Source organism: Photobacterium proteolyticum (assembly GCF_001939735.1).
GTDB classification, from domain to species: Bacteria; Pseudomonadota; Gammaproteobacteria; order Enterobacterales; family Vibrionaceae; genus Photobacterium; species Photobacterium proteolyticum.
In genome coordinates this window covers 44,612-66,865 of the sequence record NZ_MJIL01000095.1, presented here as the reverse complement: position 1 = coordinate 66,865, position 22,254 = coordinate 44,612, and the positions used below count along the sequence as shown (strand labels likewise).

The following is a 22,254-nucleotide window of genomic DNA, read 5'->3' as shown; positions in this document are numbered from 1 at the left end:
AGCGATTGAATTAACTAAAAGATCCTCATGAGTACAACCTTTGATCGACAAGAAAGTTTTGGCTGGCTAATAAATGTTGTTGCCAATAAAGCCGCTAAAACCTTTGATACCGAATTAAAAAAGCATGGGCTTTCTATCGCCCTCTGGCCAACCTTAATGTGTTTGTGGGAAGAAGAAGGTGTCACTCAACGTGATATTGCAAAAAAGTCCAAGGTAGAAAGCTCAACGACCACAAGAACTTTAGACAAATTGGAAAAACTCGGGCTGGTTGAAAGGCGCGATGACCCTAGCAGCCGTCGCTCTTTCAGGATTTACCTTACCGACAAAGGCAGAGCGCTTAAAGACGAATTGATACCAATTCCAGTTGCTGTCAATAACATGATGTTGTCATCTCTTGATAGCGATGAACAAAAAGTCCTGATCACTCTGCTTAAGAAGATGGTTGACGATGTCTAATTGAACTTTACCATGACCGGCAAACCTTCAATTTTCAGTTTGTCGGGAATGGGCTCTTCCAGAATCAGCTTCACCTTCAGCATACTTTTGTGGCCTTCAAAGGGGCCTGCCAACTGAGGCGGTATTTTATCGGCGAGTTCTACCTCCCGCCCGACTCTGGCCCGGAGTTCTTCGCCGCTCGAAAACTGAATAACAGCCTTCTCATCCTGCTGAACTTTTTCAATATATTTCGGCAACACATAAGCATTGACCTGATATTGATAGGCCCTCGCCAAAAGAAGTAATGGTGTTTCTTCAAAAATCCAATCACCGGGTTTCACCAACACATCAACCACTCGCCCATTGCTAAAAGCGACAGGTTGAAGCTGAGTTAACCGGCTTTCCATTTCAGCCAAATCTCGCTTCAGCTCGTTCATCGCCATTGATTGTGCCCCTGCAGAAACTAGTTCTTGTATTTTCCTCATTTCGTCTACTTTGCGCTGCAGCGCCTGCTGGTAGATCAACTGAGACTGAGTGCGAATTTGCAAAACAGCGGCAAAATCGGCACTCGAAACCAAGTTCTGCTTTTTGTACTTGGCGTACTCTTTAAACACCGTCTCTTGGTTTTCCGCCCCTTCCTTAGCAATACGGATCTCTTCGTCAAGGGCTGCCATTTTGGCCTGATTATAACGCCGCCAGTCAAATTTCAGCTGTGAGAGCTGATAACGCCGTTCAGCAATCCCCGCCCGAAGCAATGGTGATGTCACCCTCATTAAAGGTGTTCCTTGCTCAACCTCTTGCCCGATTACCGCATAGACTTCGTCAATTTGCCCTTCACCACTGGCAACCACGAGCTGGGGCTCTGTTGTCACGATGCCGGGCGCGGTTGTAATCACCCAATCGCGGCCAACATACCAGAGCAAAAAGGCAACGGGGCTGAATGTCAGTATCAGTATAAAATACCAACGGAGATTGAATGCAACCCGCTTAGCAGGCGCATAAGGCACCCTGACGCCTTCTTCTTTGGCGGCGTCCTGCTGCTTGGGAGAGTTGAACGTAACCTTCATCGAGACCTCTTGCCAGTGCGCCCCTGCCACCAGCGAAAGCGATGACCCCGTTTAAGCACCCACCATGGCGCCATTCCACTTTCCTCATGAGAACTGCGGAAGATCTCGTTTAGCAAAGCGACTGCTGCCCACATCCTGACAGCAAAAGTATAAATGGGGAATAACACTATCCAGAGTGCGATTTTCAAATCTTTCAGCGGCCGCTCCGAAACCGCAATAACAAATACCAGATAATTGATGATCGAAAATACCCAATAGATTAGATACAACCCAATAATAATGGCTGCCACAAACTCCGAGGGATAGGAAAAAACTAACCACCACATATAAATGGTAACCAACAAAGGCAAAACAATATTCTGTCCAATACCAAACACCAAGGTGTAGATAAACGTCTTCCAGCCTAGAATTCTAGGTGTCAGCGAAAAGATGTGTTTACGCAGATATAAGAACAACAGATCACCGTCCCAGCGAAGCCGTTGCTGACCAAGCGTTTTGATGGTGTTCGGTACATCAGTATGGCCAATCGCATTTGGGGCAAAAGCAATCTTCATTCCGGGATGGCGTTGAAGGTAGTGCTTGATTCTGACGGTTAGATCGAGGTCTTCGGCAGTATGAGTATCCCAGCCACCAATGCTGCGTAAAAAATTACGCCGAAACGCCCCAAACGCACCGGAGATATTATTAATTAAATTCCATTCACTCAACCCGGTTTTACCACCATGCATCGAAATCATATACTCAAACGCCTGCATCCGGGTTATCAGGCTATCGTATGTATTGCGGACTCTCAGTGCTCCGCCGACAGCCGGTACATCAGGGTCATCAAAACAGCGCACTATCTCGTCAACCATATTGTTGTCAAAGGATGTATCACCATCGACATTGATGATAATCTCACCCTTTGCAACCGCCAGTCCCGAATTTAAGGTCGATACCCGGCCACCGCGCTGCCACTTGGGCAACAGTACCAACTGCCGGTTTTTACAGCCTTCAAAGTTATGCAGGCAAGCCCGAGCGACCTGATAGGTATGAGCATTTTGCTGTGCACCATCAATAACGGCAATAATTTCAATCTGACCAGGATAAAGCTGTTCGCGCAAGGTATCTACCGTCACCCTGATCGCCTCTCCTTCGGAATAACAGGTGATTATACAAGAGACAACAGGCTGCTCACCGGAGTGCTTTAATGCTTCTTCCTTATACTGCCGGGAAAACCACTTCAATACTCCGCTCAGAGTCAGGATCATCAAAGGAACCTCGAATGCCAGTAACATCGGCAGCAGCATCGCCATGACCAGTGGCGTATTGGCAATATTTCCGGCAAAATCAGTCAGGATGTAACGGACGGTAAACCACCATTCATTCATGAGACATCACCGTCATAGTGAGTCACGGTTGATATCCATTCCTTCAGCCAGTCTTCCGCTTTTTTTCCTTCCGGCACAGGCAATGCCTGCACCTGCACAACCACCTCTAGCTTATCGAGGCCTTCGACTTCACTTAAACTGGCAATTCTGTCTCTGAGCGCTTCCCAGACACGCTCACTGGTGTGCGGTAACAGTAAAATTAAGATGTCATCAGAATACTGGCACACCACATCTGTTTCCCTGAAAATTCCCTGCATGCGTTTGACCAGCTCCTTGAGACGCTCCTGAACCCGTAACAGGCCGAGATCGATTTTTACCTCCGACAAATTCGAGAGCCAAATCAACATCACCGTATTATCGCCGCCGTAGCGGTTCTGATTCGAGCTGGTCCACTGTAATAGCCACGGTAAATGGTCAACCGTAATAGGAGCCCCCCAGGCAAGAGGAAGGTGGAGCAGATGCGAACCTTCAAGGGCAATTTGACGAGCCAGTTTACCGACCTGAAACTCGCTAATTGTGGAAACCGTCAGATCATCAGGTGACTGTACTTCTCCGCAATCGTGGCAACGCGCTTTGACGACAGCCTCAATAAAGCGGATATAGCAGGAGTAACAGCTATAACGCTCCAAGGGCCGGTCATAGTCGACACCAATATGCCGGAGCTTAGTTGAGCACTTAGGGCATTTCATCACTCCCGACTGGATAAATACGTCTTGATCATCGACGTAACCACATACAAAGCAATGCACCCCAGGTTTGAGGTGGATATCGATGCTATTACATTCAGGGCAAACATCGACATAGTTCAGGCGACCGCTCTGGCAGTTTCGACAAAGACGAATTCTATCAATGAGTTTACCGGGCAGCAGCAAATGGTGCTCCACTGCTCTCATCAGAGCGAGGTTAGCCTCAATTCCGACCAGGCAGTCCAATAAAGGATAGCGATAGCCTTTTTGATAAATGGCAGACCACACAGGTGTAAGGTGAAAATGAGAACGAGGCCAACAATACCAGGCCAGCAAATCCAGAGGCTCAGGATGAGGAGTCTTGTGCAATAACGAGAGTTTTTCAATAATTGACGGGATCCTGTGCCTCATTTGTTCCAGATACCCGTCTGATAGTACGTCCGACATTTTACTCCGCGATACACAAAATACCGGCTGAAGTCGGCGAAGCTCATCACTGCGAATCTTCAGCAGAATCTCATCTTGTCGGGCAGGTTCGACATTAACCAACACAGAGGGGTATTTGTAGATATCCCATTGGTCAACACGATCAATACTTGTCGGCAATTCTTCAATCGGGTCGCCAATCACCTGGATACGTGCCTGCTTATCTATTGACTCAGCCATCGGTACACCTGCCTTAACGTCATGAGAACTTCAAGCAACAAACCACGCTTACTCTTTTGACCACCGCCAAAGATGCAAGTGAATAAAACCCTTTTAAGGCAATATGTTGTGTTATCAGTTTAGGCCGGATCTACTCTAAATCTTTTGTTCGGTTCTGAGAAGAAAGTGATATTGCTCGAGCAAATTATGGTTTAAAATTCTCAACATTATGATTTTTAGCATGTTTTAGAAAGTTTCTAATAGCTATCTGCTCGCTTGTTTTGGCATAATCAGATATCTCAATATGAAAGAGTACGACACTGATCAATGAATGCCTTATCCCCTACCAAACTGCTTTGCAGCGCAGTTATTCTTGCCGCTTCCGGCCTGAGCTCCGCAGCGAACGCCGCCGCCAACTTCCCCTACAACTACTTTGAAGTTCGCGTGCCGTTAAGCCCCGGGGGATTAGGTATTGCTGGTAGCCAGGAAATTCATCCCAATGCCCATATGATTGCCGAGGCCGAGAGTCATTTTGAAAATGACTGGATAATCGGTGCCGGACTGGGTTTCCATGCCGCCGTTAACCAGTTCACCGACTTAAACGGGCAAATCAAGTTACTGTCCTTCAAGAATGAAGAAAATGATAAATCGATGGGGCGCCTGGCTTCTGAGCTAAACTTCGGCTTATCTGCCTGGATAATGCCCCAGCTTGAAACTGGCGGAAAGGTTGGCGTAATTGCAGCGGAGGAAGATATAACCATCTTTAGTCTCTATGCACGCCTTCATACCGGCGATGCTTTTTCTATGGGGGCAGAGTGGCGAATTAAAGGTGTTAACGATCAGACGCTTGCTTTCTCGGTACGATATCCGTTTTAAGTCTATTATTGCTATGTCCCTTTTCAGACTTACTGGCAAGCACTGCAATTCATAAATGATAAGGAAATCAACGATGTCTAAGAAAGTCTATTGTATTGCCCAGTTCCAGCCCAAGGCCGGGCGCGAACAGGAACTGTTCCAGGCCCTGCAAGCCTTAGAGCCAAACACCCTGCGAGAAGATGGCTGTATCCAATATGTTGTTACGCGCCACATTCCGAGCAATTTCGCTCCCGGAGAGTCATTCCCGATAGCTTTCAATGAGATATGGGCCGATATGGCGGCCTTCGAGGCCCACTGCCAGCGCGAAGAAATTCAGAGCTTTTTTGCCCAGCACTGTGAAGCCGAAACAGGGGCTGCCGAAAAATGGAATGTCTGTGTTTATTCCGATGAGCCAAGCAACTACGATGCACCTAAACTAGGCTAAGCACCTTGTCTGGACAACTTACTTTTCTTCAACGTGAGTTGTCCTAACCGATTCTTTCCGCAAGGTTTCTTGTTCCTCACCACTAACTTCATTTCAAATCACTAACCGCGTCAAGCATCACTATCCTAGCTCTCCCCTCATCCTAAAAGAGCCTTAAATGACAGATTAGTCATTATTCAATCAGGTGATGTGCGATAGCGCTCACAAGTTTATAAAACACAGATACGCATTGCATAACTTTAGCGATCTCCATCACTCTAGCCCCTAAGTATTAGATTTAGAATCATCATCCTAAACTTTAATGACAATAATAAGTTAAATGATGAAAAAACATATCTTAGCCTCTGCTATCTGCCTCTCACTTGCCGGTCAGGCCTTTGCCGCAGATGGAGACATCGTTGATGTCACTATTCTTGGTACTTCAGATATTCACGGCCACTTTATGCCATGGGACTACGCCAGCGACAAACTCAATATGCGCGGTAGCCTGAGTCAGATTGCTACCAAGGTAAAATCAATCCGTGAAAAACAGGACAATGTGGTCCTGGTTGATGCCGGCGACACTATCCAAGGTAACTTCGTCGAGACGTTCAAAGACGAACCGGTTGACCCTATGATGCTGGGCTTCAACGAAATGGACTATGATATTTGGGTACTGGGCAACCACGAATTCGACTTCGGTCTTAATGTACTTAATCGTTCATTGACTCAGTTTAAAGGCACGTCGCTGGGCGGTAACATCAAGCGTCCTGATGGCAACCCGTTCCTGCCTGCATACAAAATTATAGAAAAGCAAGGTGTTAAAATCGGTTTCATTGGTATGGATACACCAATGACACAAGTCTTTGCCGAAGGCACGAACCGTCTTCAAGGCGTGACGTTTACCAATCCGGCGCTCGAAGTGAAAAAAATCATCAAGCAGATTGACGACAAAGTCGATGCTATTGTGCTTGTCGCGCATATGGGTATCGACAATGAAAATAACATCGAAGCAACCGGTGTCCGTGACATTGCCAACGTCAATCCGGAACTCGATGCTATCGTAGCCGGTCACATGCATACCCGAATTGATAAGGTTACAATTAACGGCGTCATTATCACCGAGCCGGACAAATACGGCCGTGCCCTTTCCCGTGTCGATCTGCAGTTCGAAGAAAGAAATGGCCAATTCACACTGGTGAACAAAGACAGCTACACCTACAAAATTAAAGGCACAGCTTCCGACGAAAAAATGGAAGAGTTGTATGCGCCTTACCATAAGCGCCTGCGTGAAAATGCAAACCGTGTAATTGCTGAACTTTCCGGTGTTGATCTGGTGCCAGAGAATGAAATCAAGGGAATTCCTCAGGTTCACATTCAGGATACAGGCATCAGTACACTTTTCCAGGAAGCCAGCATGTACTATGCGCCTAAGGCCAATGTTATAGCTCTGCAGATCGATAACGACAATGCAGAACTGGATGTAGGCAAAATCAAGGCAAAAGATATTGCCTACAACTACCAATACGCCGGTGGCGAGATCACGGTTTATGAGATGACGGGCAAAGAGCTAAAGACCTACATGGAATGGTCTGCCGGTTACTTTAATAGCGTTAAAGAAGGTGATGTTACCTACAGCTTTAACCCTGAGCGCCGTTCATCAAAATATTCAACCAATGACTTCTTTGCCGGTGTTACTTACACCATTGACCTAACAGAACCTGCGGGTCAACGAATCAAATCTCTGAAGTTTAGCGATGGCAACATAATCACTGATAGCACGCCTATTCGTATCGGTATGAATAGCTACCGCATGGGACACCTCACCAAAGCAGGCGGTGTACTTGAAGGACGTGATTTCCCGGTACTGTTCGATACTGAAGAAGAATACGGTGAAGACGCTGGCACAATTCGTAACCTGACCATCCGCTATCTGACCGAAGTGAAGAACGGCAAGTACGAAGGCAAGCCAATGCACCGTTGGGCACTGAGCGGACTGGAAGGCTTTGAGAAAGAACGCAACATTGTTAAGGCGCTTATCAACGAAGGTAAAATTTCAGTGCCGAGCAGCAAGAATGGCCGCTATACCAATACGGCATCCATTAACGTAAAAGATAAGATTTTTACGACTAATGATGAATTCAAGCGTTATGTTGCCCAAATGGAGCAAAAGCTAAACAGTAGCACTGAAGCGGCCGCTAAAGAGCAGATTGAGCGGGAACTTATTATTGCCAAAGCTCTAAATAAAGCCTAAGACAAGTAAAATCATGCTTGCAAAGCCTCCGTGAAAACGGAGGTTTTTTTGTGCTCACTTCTCAATCAACAATCGCCCCCCACATCAACTTTTCACTTTCAAGTCAGTTCATTACATCCCCTGTCTCAATGCCGACAGGTATTTAAAGTTTGCTCGCAGTCTCAAATTTTTTAGCACCTAGCACACGAAATAATCTAATTGTGATATTTGGCCGTTTTTTAATACAAACTTACAATAAAATCCCAAAAATAGACAATCAAAGCAGTTCAACTATCCAGAATTCACAATTATATCCACAGAAGAAACTAGGTTGACCATTCAAATTCTAGTCTAATTAACAAAGGGGTTGTTATGAGTACCGATGGAACTACTGTCGACAGACCGACAAAGAAAAAGCTCAGCTTTCCTTCCGCATATACAGTACTGTTTTGCGTTGCCGCGCTGGTGGCAATGCTGACTTGGTTTGTCGATGCCGGTGTCTACAACAAGCTGTCCTACGAAGGTGATAGTTTTATGATCACCTATGCGGATGGCCAGACAGAGACACTGCCCGCGACACAGGAAACATTAGACAGTGTCGGCATTAAGGCTGACCTGGAAAAATTCGTCAATGGTGATATTTATAAGCCAGTGGGTATACCTAACTCCTACACCACTGTCGATCCTAACCCGCAAGGGATCATGGATTTATTCCAGGCACCGATTCAAGGCATGTATCAGTCTATTGATGTCGTGTTCTTTGTTCTTGTGATTGGTGGCTTTATCGGTATCGTCAATCACTCTGGTGCATTTGGCTCCGGTATCAACCGCCTGTCACAAGTCATGACAGGGCGGGAAAAATGGCTAATTGTAATAGTGACAGCCTTAATAGCCCTGGGCGGTACAAGCTTTGGTATGGCCGAAGAAACAATTGCCTTCTACCCTATTCTCGTTCCCATTTTTATTGCCGCTGGCTATGACGCTATTGTGGCCCTTGCCGCGATTTATCTTGGCTCTTCTATAGGCACAATGTGCTCGACGGTTAACCCGTTCAGTACCATCATTGCTTCGAACGCAGCCGGTATCAACTGGACCCTGGGCTTGGGCTCACGTATGGCATTGTTAATTGCCGGTACCATTGTCTGCATGGTGTATATCATCCGCTATGCACAAAAGGTAAAAGCAGATCCAACCCAATCTCTGATCTATAACCAGAAAAAAGAAATTGAAGAACGTTTCCTTAAAAACATCGATACCAACGCATCGGCGACTAAGCTGGAAAAACGTCACTCAATTATTCTGACTCTGTTCGCCAGTACCTTCTTCATTATGGTATACGGTGTATCCAGCCTCGGCTGGTGGTTTGAAGAAATGACCACCTTGTTCTTTGTTTCTGCCATCATTATTGCCCTGGTTGACCGGATCCCGGAAAAAGAGTTTGTCTGCGAGTTTATTCAGGGTGCCAATGACTTACTAGGTGTCGCACTCATTATCGCAATTGCCCGAGGTGTAACGGTATTGATGGATGGCGGCATGATCAGTGACTCTATTCTGCATGCCAGCGCCTCTATGGTTGAGGGGATGGATAAAGGCCTCTTCATTGTAGTGATGATGTTCCTGTTCGCAGGCGTATCGTTCTTTGTACCTTCTTCATCAGGTTTGGCAGTGCTGTCGATGCCTATCATGGCACCATTGGCCGATGTGGTCGGGATTCCGCGTGACAACATTGTCAGCTCATACCAATTCGGCATGGGGCTCATGGCCTTTATTACGCCTACCGGTTTGGTACTCGCTTCACTAGCCATGGTGAATGTCACCTTCGATAAATGGTTGCGGTTTGTTATGCCGCTACTGGGCATTCTCGTTGCGATGGCAGCCGCTACCTTGTTAATCAGCGTTTATATTTAATCCCACCTCAACATCATCTATCACTCTCAATTCATACTTTTGGATTGAGAGTGAGTCATAATATATTCACTATGCTTTAACTACCGAGCGTTTATTTCATTGGATAACTATGTCAGAAAGCCAGTCTGTCCCATCTATACCGCAATTTACAATCACGGTATTGCTCTATGACCAATTTGATTTGCTGGAGGTCTCCGGCCCGCTTGAAATGTTTGGCACCCTGCCCGAGCATTTTGACATTCAGTTCGTCTCGCAGTCAGGTCGCCCGGTAGCCAGTCGACAAGGTCCCAAACTAGTTGCTGATTTCAGTATCTATAACTCCCATAAAACAGATATTTTATGGGTTCCCGGCGGTGAGGGCGTAGAACAGGCAATAACCAATACATTACTCATTGACTGGCTCCAGCAGCAGAGCAGCAATGCCAGTTACATTTGCTCGGTCGGAACAGGGGCTGCTTTGCTTGCGCAGGCTGGCATACTAAAAGATAAAGCAGCCACAACAAACAAAAAGCGTTATCGTTGGGTTACCGGTATTGGCAGCGATATCAACTGGTATCCCGTTGCCCGCTGGGTTAAAGACGGCAGGGTGTTTACTTCATCCGGTGTCTCGGCAGGCATCGATCTCTCTCTGGCAGTAATCGCACAGCTACTCGATGAGGAGACCGCTCGTAAAACCGCGATAGAGGCTGAATACATCTGGATCAATGATCCCAGTGATGACCCTTTCGCTCCCCTGCATGTTGTTCATTAGTACAGTGATATTACGATGCAGACTGTTACTCCCACATGATGTAGCATTGCTCTTTTTCTGCCGCTTTCAGCATGTCGATAAGAGGCAAGGCACGTGTGTTCAGGCTAATCACAGGCTCTACATCTTGCTCATCACACGCGTCGACCTCCCGATCCTGTAATTCTCCGTTCTCCCGGGAATCAAGTTCTAGCTGATGTATTCTGCTCGCCGCCTGCTGCAGATTAGAAAGCGCCAGCGAAATATGCTCAGCGTCAATCGCACCGGGAATATTCTCGCACTGTCCCATCATTCTCAGCATTTGTTTAGCTACATCGCCAAACATGACAACGTTGCCGCTCACCTTGCAACTAAAAGTCACTAACATATTCGCTCCAATATTTAATCTATCGTTTTATTACCAAGCACCCTACTAGGTTACGAGTTCCCGTTGTTTATCACGTCGAGCAAAAATATAGCCTGCCAAAACGCCCGCCACTGCACCAAAGAAATGGCTTTCATAGCTGACCCAGCTATGAGCCGGGATGAACCCCCACACCATTGAGCCATATAAAAACATCACAATGACTGCAATTGCTATTGATTTAAGACTGCGGTACATAACGGCGTAGACCAGCAAATAAGCCCACAAACCATAAATAATACCGCTGAGACCGACATGAAAATGCATCCGGCCAAAAATCCAAACCCCGACACCGCTCCCGGCCCAACTGATCATAAACACTGCTATCAAGCGGGCTAAACCCGAGCGAGATACTAAGTAACCCAATACCGAGAAGGAAACCAAATTACTTATGAGGTGGGCCCATGAGCCATGTAGGAACGGATAAGCAACAATACCGGTGAAGTGACTAAAATGCCTCGGCAATAGCCCGTAATCATTCAACTGTCCACGAAAAAACACATTGGCAATATGTATCGCAGTGGTGAACAAACAAATGAAGCCAATCAGTATTAGTGAGTCTTTATCACTTTGTCTCAACAGCTCGCCCTCAAAAGTTTCATACTGTTAGTATAAGGCGTTTTTCTATCTGATTCAGTGAATTATACCCGAACTACTTCAAGGAGCCTGGGTATATACCCAAGCTACCTCAAGATGCAGGATTCAGAGTGAGGCCAGCGAGCTCAATTCAAGGACAGTAACGGTTAGAATGGCTTCAATATCAAGTAGCTCCCCGCTTTGACCTGGCTTACCAAAACGATTGGCGATGCTGGTAATCTATGTTGTTCTTGGAGCGCTGGCGCTTTCCGGCAATAAAGAAATTACGCCCAAGTAACAGTCGTATTTGGCTAAACGTTTCTCTTGCCAACAGGTTGCGCTCACTGCCAGTCCAGCAGCGGTTCATTGTATGCTTAATGGCTGCCAGTGCATCCGGGGATGCTTGCGAGATCTGGCGACAAAAAGCCTTGGCCGCCGCCATCGGATCATCGCTGACATCGGTGACTAATGACAGTTGTTGCGCTTGTTCACCAGAGACAATCTCACCAGTCATAGTAAGTCGCATCGCAACATCTTTAGGCACCACCTCTCTTAACGACAGTAATCCAGCCATGTCCGGAACCAACCCCCAGCGGACTTCCATAATAGAGAGCTCGCTGTCGGGAGTTACAAACCTGAAATCCGCCCCCATCACAATTTGCAGTCCACCGCCGTAACAGCGTCCTTCTATAACTGCAATAACCGGAACAGGGATCTGACGCCAATTCCGAGAGACCCTTTGTGCAAGGTTGGCATTCCCCGGCAAAATTTTTGCCAATAATCGCAAAGCCTTGCTTTTCGAAGTCGCGACACTTTTTATATCCAGCCCGCTACTAAAGCTTCCTCCGTTACCGGTCAGGATCACGGCGCGTATATCTTTTCTCTTTCTCAGCTGCTTACTGACCGAATCCAGTTCACGAAACATCTCCATATCCAGCGCATTCAACTTTTCCGGCCGATTTAAGGCCACCGTCACAATGCCCTGCTCTTCCGTCACTTCCAATTTGTTCCAATTCATGAATAATACCCTTATCTGGTCCGTCCAGTTAAACTTAACACAAAGAAAACAAAAGGCTAACTTTTAAGCGGAATAACTGATGCCATTGACAAGATTTATTTCTCCGAGTCGAGTTATACCAGAAACAACAGCATATTGGGCGATTGTTGTTCACCCTTTAAAACAACGATATAAATCAATTGCATATTGATATTTTCTCGGTACACTCTTCCAAAAACAAGAAGAAAGGCAGCAAGGTTTCAGTAAATATGAATGTTATTGAAAAGTTATGCGTAGTCACTGCTGTTTACGGTCTGGCGGCATGCAAAACTGAAAACCAACTCGATCTTAGTTCATTGAGCATTAATCCATACAATCGAGAAGTTGCTATTTCAGGTCTTGTCGTAACAAAGCAGCACAGCCCATTATCGGTTCCTGATGAATACACTCATATTCATACGCTTTCCTCTCACCTGTTCGAACATCATTGGTTGCAACACGCTAACTTTCTTGGTGATCTCGCCGAGTTAAAGGCTATGTTCAAGAAAACAAGCCTACCTGAAGCGGCTTCATTCATCACCGCTCTGGATAAATCCAAGGAACGTTATCTCAGTTACCTCAATAACGTTGACGCAATAGCAGTAGGAATGCAGCGGCAAATCGACAAAGATCTCAAGAACTATCGCCATTCAATATATGAACTAAGCAATAAGATTCACTTTTTAAAAACGTCTGAGATCACTTATCAAGAGAGAGTTAACTCACTTGAAGCAAAGGTAAAATCTCAATCTAGTCGATATAACCAACTCTCAGCAGCATTTCGTCAAGCATTACAGCGCACCATCAATAACCATGATTCCAGCATCAAGCTAATAGATGAACTCAGTTTCAGTTTTGACAACCGGCCGCATGACATTTGTCGTCAATATCATGGGATGTCAGAGCTACTGACAACAGTCACAACGAACTGTGTATACATTAACCGTGATCAGTTGCTAGCACCCTTTCCTGACTCTTTGAAAGACAAGGCATCGAAAGTGATTGATAGCTATGCAGCTGATATATGGCATGCGATGACCAAGCTCAATGGCTATTTTGATACGGCAAATAACACACAACATTTTCCCAAGAATCTAAACTACCAACTTGCGCAGGCCCGACGGGCACTAAGAGAAAAAACTTATATCAACGAACGTGAATCGGCATTGCTGCTTCACCGCTACCAACAAGAGCTGGCCCATATCGAGCAACAACGAGACGAAGTACTCAGCTTAGCTTTTCTCGATGAACACCTGCGCATTGACACACAATCCGAGGCCTTTATTCGCAAGCTCAACTTATCTGTTTCTCCCCTTGAGCCCTTCGCAAACCTTTATCAGTCAGCGGATATCAAACAGCGATTTACCCATGCGTATGCCGAAAAGATCATCCGCCAGTATCCATACGAGCTTTCCTTTAATGTCTCTTCATCTGGGTATTTCTCGATTCCGAATAAAAGTGACGCCACAGGTGTAATTTTCTATTTCAACGATATCAAACAATTTCTTAGCTACGACCTGACAAAACATGACCAACACCCGAAAATCATTAATCAAGACAGTGCTGGATTGTCACTCAGCACTCAGTCGCTAATCGATGTGGTAAGTGGTAAGCTAAAGCAACATTGGGCTATTTAGCCTCCCGTTCGAAACCAAAGGCTTCGGCGGTTATCAACCACTCACTGGCTGTTGCTGAAGAAATCGGCTCCCTATTGTGAATAATGGTTGTGAGATCTCCGCCTGTACACGTGGTGCCGTTCTGCTCGATCGTGGCACTAAACAAAGGAAGGTGATGATTCAGCGACACACACCACTCCCCTTTGAAAACACCATCTTTCAATTTACAGACCTGTGCCATTAACTCGATATATTCTTCCACAGATCCTTTTTCTTCATCAATACACCAAAACCGTTCATAGCTAATGTAACCATCACGCGGATGGTATATTTTACCGGGGATAACAGCTGTTACATCCAATACGCCCCCGCGGGTCGCTTTCACAAACTGCTCAGAGATTGTTGAAATATCATCAGAGGTGTTGGCGGTAGGCTTCGAATAAAGATCACTTATACACGATGCCGTAAATACACATGCAAAAACAAACAAGATCTTGGTTTTACTCATATTCAGCAATACCCCTACGCCATCTCATCATGCCATCGTCTATCTTCACGCAAGCATGTTACTAAGCATATACCCAAAGGCACCGAAATACTGAATCCTGCACCATCAGATATGGCGGCTAAAATAATCGAGAAACACCCGAATTTTTGGAGACACCAGCTCACGCTTTAGGTAAATGGCATAGGTAGAGCTCAGTACTTCATAGGGACTGAAGGTGTGTTGTGGCAGCACGTTAATCAGCTCACCACTTTGCAGCTCCTTTTGTACGGCCCATAAAGGCATCAACGCGAGACCGGCATGACTGAGCAACAACTGCTTTTGTCCGTTCACCGTATTTACCGTAATGGCACTGCCAATATCGAGCCGCTTGATGGGCGCTTCCATCCAATACCACTCACGCCATCCCGCATAACCATATCGAATACACTGATGATTACTGAGCGACTGGGGTGAGTCAGGTGTTCCTCGCTTTGCCAGATACTCCGGACTGGCACATAACAAGAAATTATTGGCTAGCAGCTTTTTGGCTATCATGGTTGAATCTGGCAAGCGGCCGCTGCGTATGGCCACATCTGTATTTTCTTCAACCAAATCAACTACCCGCTCTGTGAGTTCCAGATCAACATCAATATCTGGATACATAGCCAGGAAGTCTGGTATCAGTGGCAAGATGACAGACTCACCAAATCCAACCGTCATACTGACTCTCAGCCGTCCTTTCGGACTTTGCTGTAAATCGTTAACGGCCCGCTTCGCCTCATCAAGCTCGGCAACGATACGCTGCGAATAGTCATAGTAACGCTGTCCTGCCTCGGTGAGCCCCAGGTTACGGGTGGTACGATTTAGCAACCTCACACCAAGCTCTTGCTCCAACGTTGCTATTTGGCGAGATATCGATGAAGGTTGCACATCGAAAACTCGGCTGGCCTCTGAAATACTGCCTGTTTCTACCACGCAGTTGAAATATTGCAATCGGGTGATCATATCGAACCTTGATATTCTAGCTTTCAGTACATTAAACCACCTTTGCACAAAAGACAAAAGTGTATTTACCGCTGCCATATTGTTAGCCATAAGGGCAATAATTATGATGACAACCACTTAAACACTAGGTTTCAAAAGGAACGCATTATGAAAGCAATGGCCATTAAATCCCTGGGTAACAGCGATGTTTTTCAGCAGGTTGAACGGGAGAAACCACAGGCCAAGACGGGACATATGGTTATTGCAGTAAAGGCAACGAGTGTTAACCCACTTGATACCATGTTGCGCTCAGCCGAGACTCCTTGGTCTGCAAACCTACCGGAAATATTACATGGTGATGTCGCTGGTGTTGTTGTGGAGGTGGGTGACAGCGTAACAAACTTCACGGTCGGTGACGAAGTCTATGGCTGTGCCGGCGGCATTGCTGGAACAGACGGCGCCCTTGCCGAGTTCATGCTAGTTGATGCTGATTTAATGGCGCTGAAACCATCCTCCCTAAGCATGCGTGAAGCGGCTGCACTTCCACTGGTATCTATTACTGCCTGGGAAGCCCTGGTCGATAAGCTAAAAGTTCAGCCGGGAGAAAACGTGCTTATCCATGGTGCTACAGGCGGTGTCGGGCATATTGCTATTCAGCTAGCCAAGCACCTTGGTGCAACGGTTACCGCCACAACATTACCGCGCAACCTTGAAACGGCAGCAACATTGGGGGCCGATAACTTGGTGAACGTGACGGAGCAAGATGTGCAAAGCTACGTCTCCCAATATACTGGCGGCAATGGATTTGATGCTGTTTTTGACACAATTGCCGGCGAGAATATTCAACGCAGCTTCGAGGCCGCCCGATATAATGGTTCAGTTGCCACCACGTTGCCAATTAATGACGTGCTGCACGTTGCTCTTAAAAGCTTGAGCTTTCACAGTGTGCTCATGCTAATCCCTTTGGTACACGGCCTGAACCGCTGCTCACATGGCGAGATCCTTGCTCAAATTGCAACACTGGTTGATAACGGAGCAATCAAACCACTGATCGATGACTCACACCATTCAATCTGGGAGGTATCAGCAGCCCATCAACGTCTGGAATCTGGCCAGGCTGTCGGCAAAATTGTACTAACGGCGTAAGCTCAGTATCCGAAAGGCTGTCATACTTGTATGTCAGCCTTCTTGTATGCCAACTTAGGTAACTGTAATTTTCAGTACCGTCTTTCAGACGTCTCAGAGTTAACACATTTCTTCTCTTCCAAGCTCCCTACACTGAATTTAAGTGCAACAGCTGGGCCGGTAAAATGGAAGACAAAGTACTCATCGCAGACACTAAAGATATTTTAGATGCGTTTGTTGATAACGGATTGCATAAAGAATTCGCGATTTATTGCCAATTCCCCCACAGCAATAAAGTGCTCCACGATATCCGGATCCGTGAAGTTCGCTCTATTGAATTCAACGACGGTTTCAGGTTGCAAAGAAAATAACCAGACATAATAAAAGACCTCTTATCTGGAATAAGAGGTCTTGGATAATAGAACTACAATAATATTGCTAAATTAACGCTAAGTTAATGCCAGTAAGGTTTATGAACTGGCTTCACCGCTCAGGTCCATGTCAGATGCAAAATGGCTCTTTGTTCTATTGGCATAAGCCACCAGCGATAGCATTACAGGCACCTCGACAAGCACACCCACAACAGTAGCCAGCGCCGCCCCCGAGTGAATACCAAACAAACTAATAGCCACTGCAACTGCCAACTCAAAGAAGTTAGACGCACCAATCATACTACCTGGAGCAGCAACACAATGTGGTTGTTTCCACTTCTTCATCCAAACGTAAGTCACCGCGAAAATAAGGTATGTCTGGATGAGTAATGGAATTGCAATCAATACAATATCAACCGGGTTATCTAGAATTGTCTGCGCCTGAAAACCAAACAGCAGGATAACCGTACCCACCAAGCCCATAATTGAAAGCGGCTTCATTGTTGCAGAAAGCTTATCCAATTTAGACTTGTTGCGAACAAACTGACGCGTTAATGCACCGGCAACTAGCGGAATAACTACAAACAAACTTACCGACAGCAATAATGTATCCCAAGGAACAGTGACATCGGTTACTCCTAGCAAGAATGCAGCAATCGGTGCAAAAGCAACTACCATGATCAAATCATTAATCGCTACCTGGGCAACCGTATAGTTTGCATCACCTTTCGTTAGCTGGCTCCAGACAAACACCATCGCGGTACAAGGCGCTACACCAAGCAAGATCATACCAGCAATGTACTCTTCACCTAATGATGGCGAAATCCAGTCACCAAATACATAACGCATGAACAACATAGCAAGCAAAGCCATAGTGAAAGGCTTGATCAACCAGTTCACCGCAATAGTAATGATCAGCCCTTTTGGCCGACGGTGTATATCACGAACCGATTTAAAATCAACCTGCATCATCATCGGGTAGATCATCAACCAAATCAGAACCGCAATGACCAAATTGATCTGGGCATACTGTAATCCGCCCAAAAAAGAAAAAACGCCAGGGAACAGCGAACCACCCACCAAGCCCGCTAGCATGCCGAGCCCGACCCATATACTTAGAAAACGTTCAAAAATACCCATGCATTTACACTCGCATAGTTAATCGTCGATTGACGATATATTGTTGTTTAAAAAAGGCCATTCGTGATGGCCAACCTCTGTACAAGTTGCTATAAATACGACAGCAACTCTCGAAATTCTTCTAGCTTTTCCTGGTTTACCGTAAAACAGGTTCTTGGCGGCTTCGGCTCTGCAATCACCAGACCGGCAGCCTTCAAAATCCGCAGGTGTTCAGAAACAGTCGACTGTGCCAAACCCAGTTCACCGACAAGATCGCTGTTCAAGCAACCTTGCTGCCGGGTCAGGATCCTCAGAATTCGAACTCGGGCCGGGTGCGACAATGCTTTCGACAAACTTGCCAAGGCAAGCTCTTTTGTTTCATCGATTTCAATACCGTCCAATACCGTGACACAAGCCATTTTTCACACCTTTCGTTCATCGTCGAATGACGATGATAGGAATAAGACAAGCCACTGTCAATCTAATTTTCAAACAGATACCCCAGCCAGTTGGCAAGATCGGCTTTGCTATAATTGGTGATGTAGCGTTATCAAAGGATACTAGCGATGTTGCCTTTTTTTCGTCCAATCTTGATCAGCGTCGCCATAGTTGGTTGCAGCGCCGATGTCGCCACTGACTATGATGCCCAAGTTAACTACTACCAATTCAAAACCTATCAGTTTGCCTCTTCTCCTGCTAACACGGTGATCACCCTGGACTCCTCACGAGTCGAAAATGCCATCACTGCGCAGCTTGATAACAAAGGACTTACCGCTGAACCCAACGCAGCCGATCTCACCGTTAAGCACTACATACAGCAACAATCTGATTTCCGCTCTTACGGTACCACTCTCGGCTTTGGTTACAGACACCGAAACGTCGGAGTGGCCTATACAAGCCCATCGCAGTATCGCGAATACCGGTATGGCAAATTAGTCGTCGAACTGATCGATAATGACAACAATAAAATTGTCTGGCGCTCGATATCACAGCGCAAACTCACGGAAACAATGACATCAAAATCGAGGGATGAATTTATAGACGAGCAAGTTGTCGAGATGTTTAAAAACTATCCGCCTCAGTGATTATCGACATATAACCCCTAACGCAAAAGGCCTGATTGTCTATCAGGCCTTTGTTATTCTCAATTCAGTTATTGATTACTTCTGGCGGCGCTTGCTGACATCACTTGCCAGTTGGCGAAGCACTTTTTCCGTATCAGCCCAGCCAATGCATGCATCGGTAATGCTCTGACCATAGGTAGCGACTTTACCGTCGACAATATCCTGACGTCCTTCGACCAGATGACTTTCAATCATAACGCCGAAAATAGCATCATTGCCATCAGCAATCTGACTGCCCACATCTTCAGAAACCACCAGCTGACGCTGGAACTGCTTCAAACTGTTAGCATGGCTGAAATCGATCATCACTTTCTGGCGCAAACCTGCTTTATCTAGCTGATCAGTGATCGCATTAACATGCTCAGCACTGTAGTTCGGCTCTTTACCGCCACGAAGAATGATATGACAGTCTTCATTGCCCGCCGTTGATACAATGGCGGAATGGCCGTACTTGGTTACTGACAGGAAGTGATGAGGCGCACTTGATGAACCAATCGCGTCAGTAGCAATTTTGATGTTACCGTCAGTACCGTTCTTGAAACCAACCGGACAAGACAAGCCTGAAGCCAACTCACGGTGAACCTGTGATTCGGTAGTCCGCGCCCCGATTGCACCCCAGCTGATCAGATCGCCCATGTACTGTGGAGTGATCATATCCAGGAATTCACCGGCGGTCGGTACTCCCATATCAGTCAAATCAAGCAACAGTTTACGTCCGATACGCAGACCGTCGTTTAGCTGAAAGCTTCCATCCATAAACGGGTCATTGATCAGCCCCTTCCAGCCAACTGTAGTACGCGGCTTTTCAAAATACACACGCATGACCACTTCCAACTCGCCTTTTAGCTCTTCTCGGAGCGATTTGAGCTTCTTACCATACTCAAGTGCAGCTTCTGTATCATGAATCGAACAAGGGCCTACGATGACAAGTAAACGATCATCTTCGTCATTCAAGATATTGTGGATCGACTGACGTGCCTGAAACACCGTTTCAGATGCATTTTCAGTTGCCGGAAAACGCTCCAATACTGCAACTGGTGGTAAAAGTTCTTTAATCTCGCGAATGCGTACGTCATCTGTTTTATGCATGCTCATTACTTCCCGTATTACTATCACCTGTCAACGTGTAAACTTAGATGTACAGAGATCGTTGACAGTAAATCTCACATCCCATTGACTTTAACTTATCGCCTTAACAGCGGTAGTGCAAACGCTATTTGAAATTAAATTACACATTTCTCGCTCTATCGAGATGGGATAGCACAATATTGCTACGAAATTTATCCCTGCCGAATTTTTACCACCGCACACCTGCTCAAAATTCAAGCAAAGGTATTTCAATGAAACAGCTTATTTTGCCTTTTGAGTGCTATCACTTTGAAAATAATTTGTAAAAGCAATAGCATATGAACAACAACTTATGATTTTCGAGGTCGCTACGGTGCCTGATAATACAGTCGTTTCATTTCGAAACGTCGATAAATGGTATGGCGATTTCCATGCCCTCAAGAATATTAACCTGACTATTGAACGTGGTGAGCGCCTGGTGATTTGCGGCCCGTCCGGCTCGGGAAAATCGACCCTGATCCGCTGCATCAACGGACTCGAGCAATACAACACTGGCGAACTGCTGGTTGCAGGCCAGCCACTAAATAATAAACATTTAAAATCCATCCGCGGTCAGGTCGGTATGGTATTCCAGCACTTTAATCTGTTCCCGCATATGACTGTGCTCGATAACCTGACCCTGGCGCCACGACGTACCCTTAAAATGTCCCGACCCGATGCCGAAAAGCTCGCACGGGAATACCTTGATCGTGTGCATATCGGTCACCAGGCCAATAAGTATCCGGCCCAACTCTCCGGTGGCCAGCAACAACGTGTGGCTATTGCCCGTTCGCTGTGTATGAAGCCTGATATTTTGCTGTTTGATGAGCCAACTTCGGCACTTGACCCGGAAATGATCAGAGAAGTGCTCGATGTCATGAAAGAGCTGGCCACAGAAGGAATCACCATGGTCTGTGTCACCCATGAAATGGGCTTTGCAAGACAAGTCGCCGACCGCGTTGTCTTTATGGACGAGGGCGAGATTGTTGAAGTCGCCCCACCAGCCCAATTATTTGATACACCTTGCCAGGCTCGTACCCAACAATTCCTTGAACAGATACTGAGTTATTAAGCCTTGAACTTGAATCCAAACACCCCGACTGCGCCCGCGAGCTATGGGTATAAAATCCTAAAACCGGTGTTATCTGGCTTTTTGCAGGTAGCACTAGTTGGTCTGGGCCTGTACTGGCTGCTTAATAGCGGGGCCGAGGCAATGAACTACCGCTGGCAGTGGTATCGTATTCCTCAGTACCTGTGGTTCGTTGAAGATGGCGAATGGTTTCCTGCAGAATTACTGGAAGGACTATTAGTCACGCTGAAAATATCAACAGTCAGCCTTGTATGCACCTTGGCTGTCGGACTGGCAACGGCGCTGCTTAGGATGTCTGATTCCATTATCGGCCGCGGACTGGCGCGCGGGTATATCGAGCTCATCCGGAATACTCCGCTCCTTGTACAGATTTACCTGCTGTACTTCGTGTTCGGCCCGGTACTCGGACTGGAGCGCTTTACCACCGCCGTTCTGGCTCTGTCTCTATTTCAGGGGGCCTATACCGCAGAAATTTTCCGTGCCGGTCTGAACAGCATAGCCAAGGGGCAATTTGAAGCCAGCCAGAGCCTAGGACTGTCATACAGCGATAGCTATCGCTTTGTCATCCTTCCTCAGGTTATCAAAAAGATCCTGCCACAGCTGACCAATGAGGCGGTGTCTCTTGTTAAAAACTCATCGATTGTCAGTGTGATGGCGATTTTTGACCTCACGACAGAAGGAAGGAACATCGTCGCCGATACCGCTATGCCGTTTGAAGTATGGTTCTCTGTCGCCGGCATTTACCTATGCGTCACCTTAGTGCTATCCGGCTTTGCCGCCTGGCTTGAACACAGGCTCAATGTCCCTGAGCACTAATTTTGCTATCAACTATTACAACAATTGGA

The 22,254-nt window shown here is 46.4% G+C and carries 23 protein-coding genes; 12 read left to right on the top strand and 11 right to left on the bottom strand.

Annotated elements, in window-relative coordinates:
- Positions 1–27: 27 nt before the first annotated feature.
- A complete protein-coding gene (locus BIT28_RS23690) occupies positions 28–456 on the top strand; it encodes a MarR family winged helix-turn-helix transcriptional regulator (protein ID WP_075767423.1) in 429 nt (142 codons plus the stop codon).
- Here the strand turns inward: BIT28_RS23690 and BIT28_RS23685 are convergent.
- Genes BIT28_RS23685 through BIT28_RS23675 form a run of 3 tightly spaced genes read right to left on the bottom strand, consistent with a single transcriptional unit; the run spans position 453 to position 4,224 of the window.
- Positions 453–1,502 (bottom strand): HlyD family secretion protein, encoded by a 1,050-nt coding sequence (locus BIT28_RS23685; RefSeq protein ID WP_075767422.1) that lies wholly within the window; start codon positions 1,500–1,502, stop codon positions 453–455. The genes BIT28_RS23690 and BIT28_RS23685 overlap by 4 nt on opposite strands.
- Positions 1,499–2,872 (bottom strand): glycosyltransferase family 2 protein, encoded by a 1,374-nt coding sequence (locus BIT28_RS23680; RefSeq protein ID WP_075767421.1) that lies wholly within the window; start codon positions 2,870–2,872, stop codon positions 1,499–1,501. The genes BIT28_RS23685 and BIT28_RS23680 overlap by 4 nt, the downstream gene beginning before the upstream one ends.
- Positions 2,869–4,224, bottom strand: a complete 1,356-nt coding sequence (locus tag BIT28_RS23675; protein WP_075767420.1) for a TackOD1 domain-containing metal-binding protein — start codon at positions 4,222–4,224, stop codon at positions 2,869–2,871. Before BIT28_RS23675 ends, BIT28_RS23680 begins: the two co-directional genes overlap by 4 nt.
- A 306-nt stretch (positions 4,225–4,530) precedes the next feature.
- On the opposite strand from BIT28_RS23675, the gene BIT28_RS23670 reads away from it, so the two are divergent.
- The 5 genes from BIT28_RS23670 (at position 4,531) to BIT28_RS23650 (ending at position 10,374) form a co-directional block, all read left to right on the top strand.
- Positions 4,531–5,079 (top strand): hypothetical protein, encoded by a 549-nt coding sequence (locus BIT28_RS23670; protein WP_075767419.1) that lies wholly within the window; start codon positions 4,531–4,533, stop codon positions 5,077–5,079.
- 73 nt (positions 5,080–5,152) lie between these two features.
- Positions 5,153–5,503, top strand: a complete 351-nt coding sequence (locus tag BIT28_RS23665; RefSeq protein ID WP_075767418.1) for a putative quinol monooxygenase — start codon at positions 5,153–5,155, stop codon at positions 5,501–5,503.
- A 322-nt stretch (positions 5,504–5,825) separates the two neighbouring features.
- The gene (locus BIT28_RS23660) at positions 5,826–7,736 is read left to right on the top strand and encodes a bifunctional metallophosphatase/5'-nucleotidase (protein ID WP_075767417.1); all 1,911 of its coding nucleotides are present in this window, start codon (positions 5,826–5,828) and stop codon (positions 7,734–7,736) included.
- Positions 7,737–8,087: 351 nt separating this feature from the next.
- On the top strand, positions 8,088–9,623 hold the full coding sequence (locus BIT28_RS23655) for a YfcC family protein (RefSeq protein WP_075767416.1): 1,536 nt from the start codon (positions 8,088–8,090) through the stop codon (positions 9,621–9,623).
- 109 nt (positions 9,624–9,732) lie between these two features.
- The gene (locus tag BIT28_RS23650) at positions 9,733–10,374 is read left to right on the top strand and encodes a DJ-1/PfpI family protein (protein ID WP_075767415.1); all 642 of its coding nucleotides are present in this window, start codon (positions 9,733–9,735) and stop codon (positions 10,372–10,374) included.
- Between the two features lie 25 nt (positions 10,375–10,399).
- Here BIT28_RS23650 and BIT28_RS23645 read toward each other — a convergent pair whose 3' ends face one another.
- The 3 genes from BIT28_RS23645 to BIT28_RS23635 all read right to left on the bottom strand — a co-directional run bounded on the left by BIT28_RS23645 (position 10,400) and on the right by BIT28_RS23635 (position 12,368).
- Positions 10,400–10,738: a DUF1840 domain-containing protein gene (locus BIT28_RS23645; protein ID WP_075767414.1), complete on the bottom strand. Its 339-nt coding sequence runs from the start codon at positions 10,736–10,738 to the stop codon at positions 10,400–10,402.
- A 45-nt stretch (positions 10,739–10,783) separates the two neighbouring features.
- Positions 10,784–11,275 carry a rhomboid family intramembrane serine protease gene (locus BIT28_RS23640; protein ID WP_245823871.1) on the bottom strand — a complete coding sequence of 164 codons (492 nt, stop codon included), beginning with the start codon at positions 11,273–11,275 and terminating at the stop codon, positions 10,784–10,786.
- A 286-nt stretch (positions 11,276–11,561) separates the two neighbouring features.
- A complete protein-coding gene (locus BIT28_RS23635) occupies positions 11,562–12,368 on the bottom strand; it encodes a crotonase/enoyl-CoA hydratase family protein (RefSeq protein WP_075767412.1) in 807 nt (268 codons plus the stop codon).
- A gap of 248 nt (positions 12,369–12,616) precedes the next feature.
- Between BIT28_RS23635 and BIT28_RS23630 the strand changes: the two genes are divergently transcribed.
- On the top strand, positions 12,617–14,023 hold the full coding sequence (locus BIT28_RS23630) for a hypothetical protein (RefSeq protein WP_075767411.1): 1,407 nt from the start codon (positions 12,617–12,619) through the stop codon (positions 14,021–14,023).
- On the opposite strand, the gene BIT28_RS23625 is transcribed toward BIT28_RS23630, so the two are convergent.
- A complete protein-coding gene (locus BIT28_RS23625; RefSeq protein WP_075767410.1) occupies positions 14,016–14,510 on the bottom strand; it encodes a hypothetical protein in 495 nt (164 codons plus the stop codon). The genes BIT28_RS23630 and BIT28_RS23625 overlap by 8 nt on opposite strands.
- Positions 14,511–14,615: 105 nt before the next feature.
- Entirely contained in the window at positions 14,616–15,494 is an 879-nt protein-coding gene (locus BIT28_RS23620; protein WP_075767409.1) for a LysR family transcriptional regulator, read from the bottom strand.
- A 147-nt stretch (positions 15,495–15,641) separates the two neighbouring features.
- On the opposite strand from BIT28_RS23620, the gene BIT28_RS23615 reads away from it, so the two are divergent.
- Both BIT28_RS23615 and BIT28_RS23610 read left to right on the top strand, forming a co-directional pair.
- On the top strand, positions 15,642–16,619 hold the full coding sequence (locus BIT28_RS23615) for a zinc-dependent alcohol dehydrogenase family protein (RefSeq protein ID WP_075767408.1): 978 nt from the start codon (positions 15,642–15,644) through the stop codon (positions 16,617–16,619).
- A 164-nt stretch (positions 16,620–16,783) separates the two neighbouring features.
- Positions 16,784–16,969 carry a hypothetical protein gene (locus tag BIT28_RS23610; RefSeq protein WP_075767407.1) on the top strand — a complete coding sequence of 62 codons (186 nt, stop codon included), beginning with the start codon at positions 16,784–16,786 and terminating at the stop codon, positions 16,967–16,969.
- A 99-nt stretch (positions 16,970–17,068) separates the two neighbouring features.
- Here BIT28_RS23610 and arsB read toward each other — a convergent pair whose 3' ends face one another.
- Both arsB and BIT28_RS23600 read right to left on the bottom strand, forming a co-directional pair.
- On the bottom strand, positions 17,069–18,109 hold the full coding sequence (arsB, locus tag BIT28_RS23605; protein WP_075767406.1) for an ACR3 family arsenite efflux transporter: 1,041 nt from the start codon (positions 18,107–18,109) through the stop codon (positions 17,069–17,071).
- A gap of 89 nt (positions 18,110–18,198) precedes the next feature.
- Positions 18,199–18,507 carry an ArsR/SmtB family transcription factor gene (locus BIT28_RS23600; RefSeq protein ID WP_075767405.1) on the bottom strand — a complete coding sequence of 103 codons (309 nt, stop codon included), beginning with the start codon at positions 18,505–18,507 and terminating at the stop codon, positions 18,199–18,201.
- Positions 18,508–18,654: 147 nt separating this feature from the next.
- Between BIT28_RS23600 and BIT28_RS23595 the strand changes: the two genes are divergently transcribed.
- Positions 18,655–19,173 carry a DUF4136 domain-containing protein gene (locus BIT28_RS23595; RefSeq protein ID WP_075767404.1) on the top strand — a complete coding sequence of 173 codons (519 nt, stop codon included), beginning with the start codon at positions 18,655–18,657 and terminating at the stop codon, positions 19,171–19,173.
- 75 nt (positions 19,174–19,248) lie between these two features.
- Here the strand turns inward: BIT28_RS23595 and aroG are convergent, their stop codons facing one another.
- Positions 19,249–20,301: a 3-deoxy-7-phosphoheptulonate synthase AroG gene (gene aroG / locus BIT28_RS23590; protein WP_175577599.1), complete on the bottom strand. Its 1,053-nt coding sequence runs from the start codon at positions 20,299–20,301 to the stop codon at positions 19,249–19,251.
- 331 nt (positions 20,302–20,632) lie between these two features.
- Here aroG and BIT28_RS23585 point away from each other — a divergent pair, with 331 nt between their 5' ends.
- Complete coding sequence (locus BIT28_RS23585) at positions 20,633–21,391, top strand: amino acid ABC transporter ATP-binding protein (protein ID WP_075767402.1); 759 nt, start codon at positions 20,633–20,635, stop codon at positions 21,389–21,391.
- 81 nt (positions 21,392–21,472) lie between these two features.
- Positions 21,473–22,225, top strand: coding sequence for an amino acid ABC transporter permease (locus BIT28_RS23580; protein WP_245823857.1), 753 nt, complete (start codon positions 21,473–21,475; stop codon positions 22,223–22,225).
- Positions 22,226–22,254 lie beyond the last annotated feature (29 nt).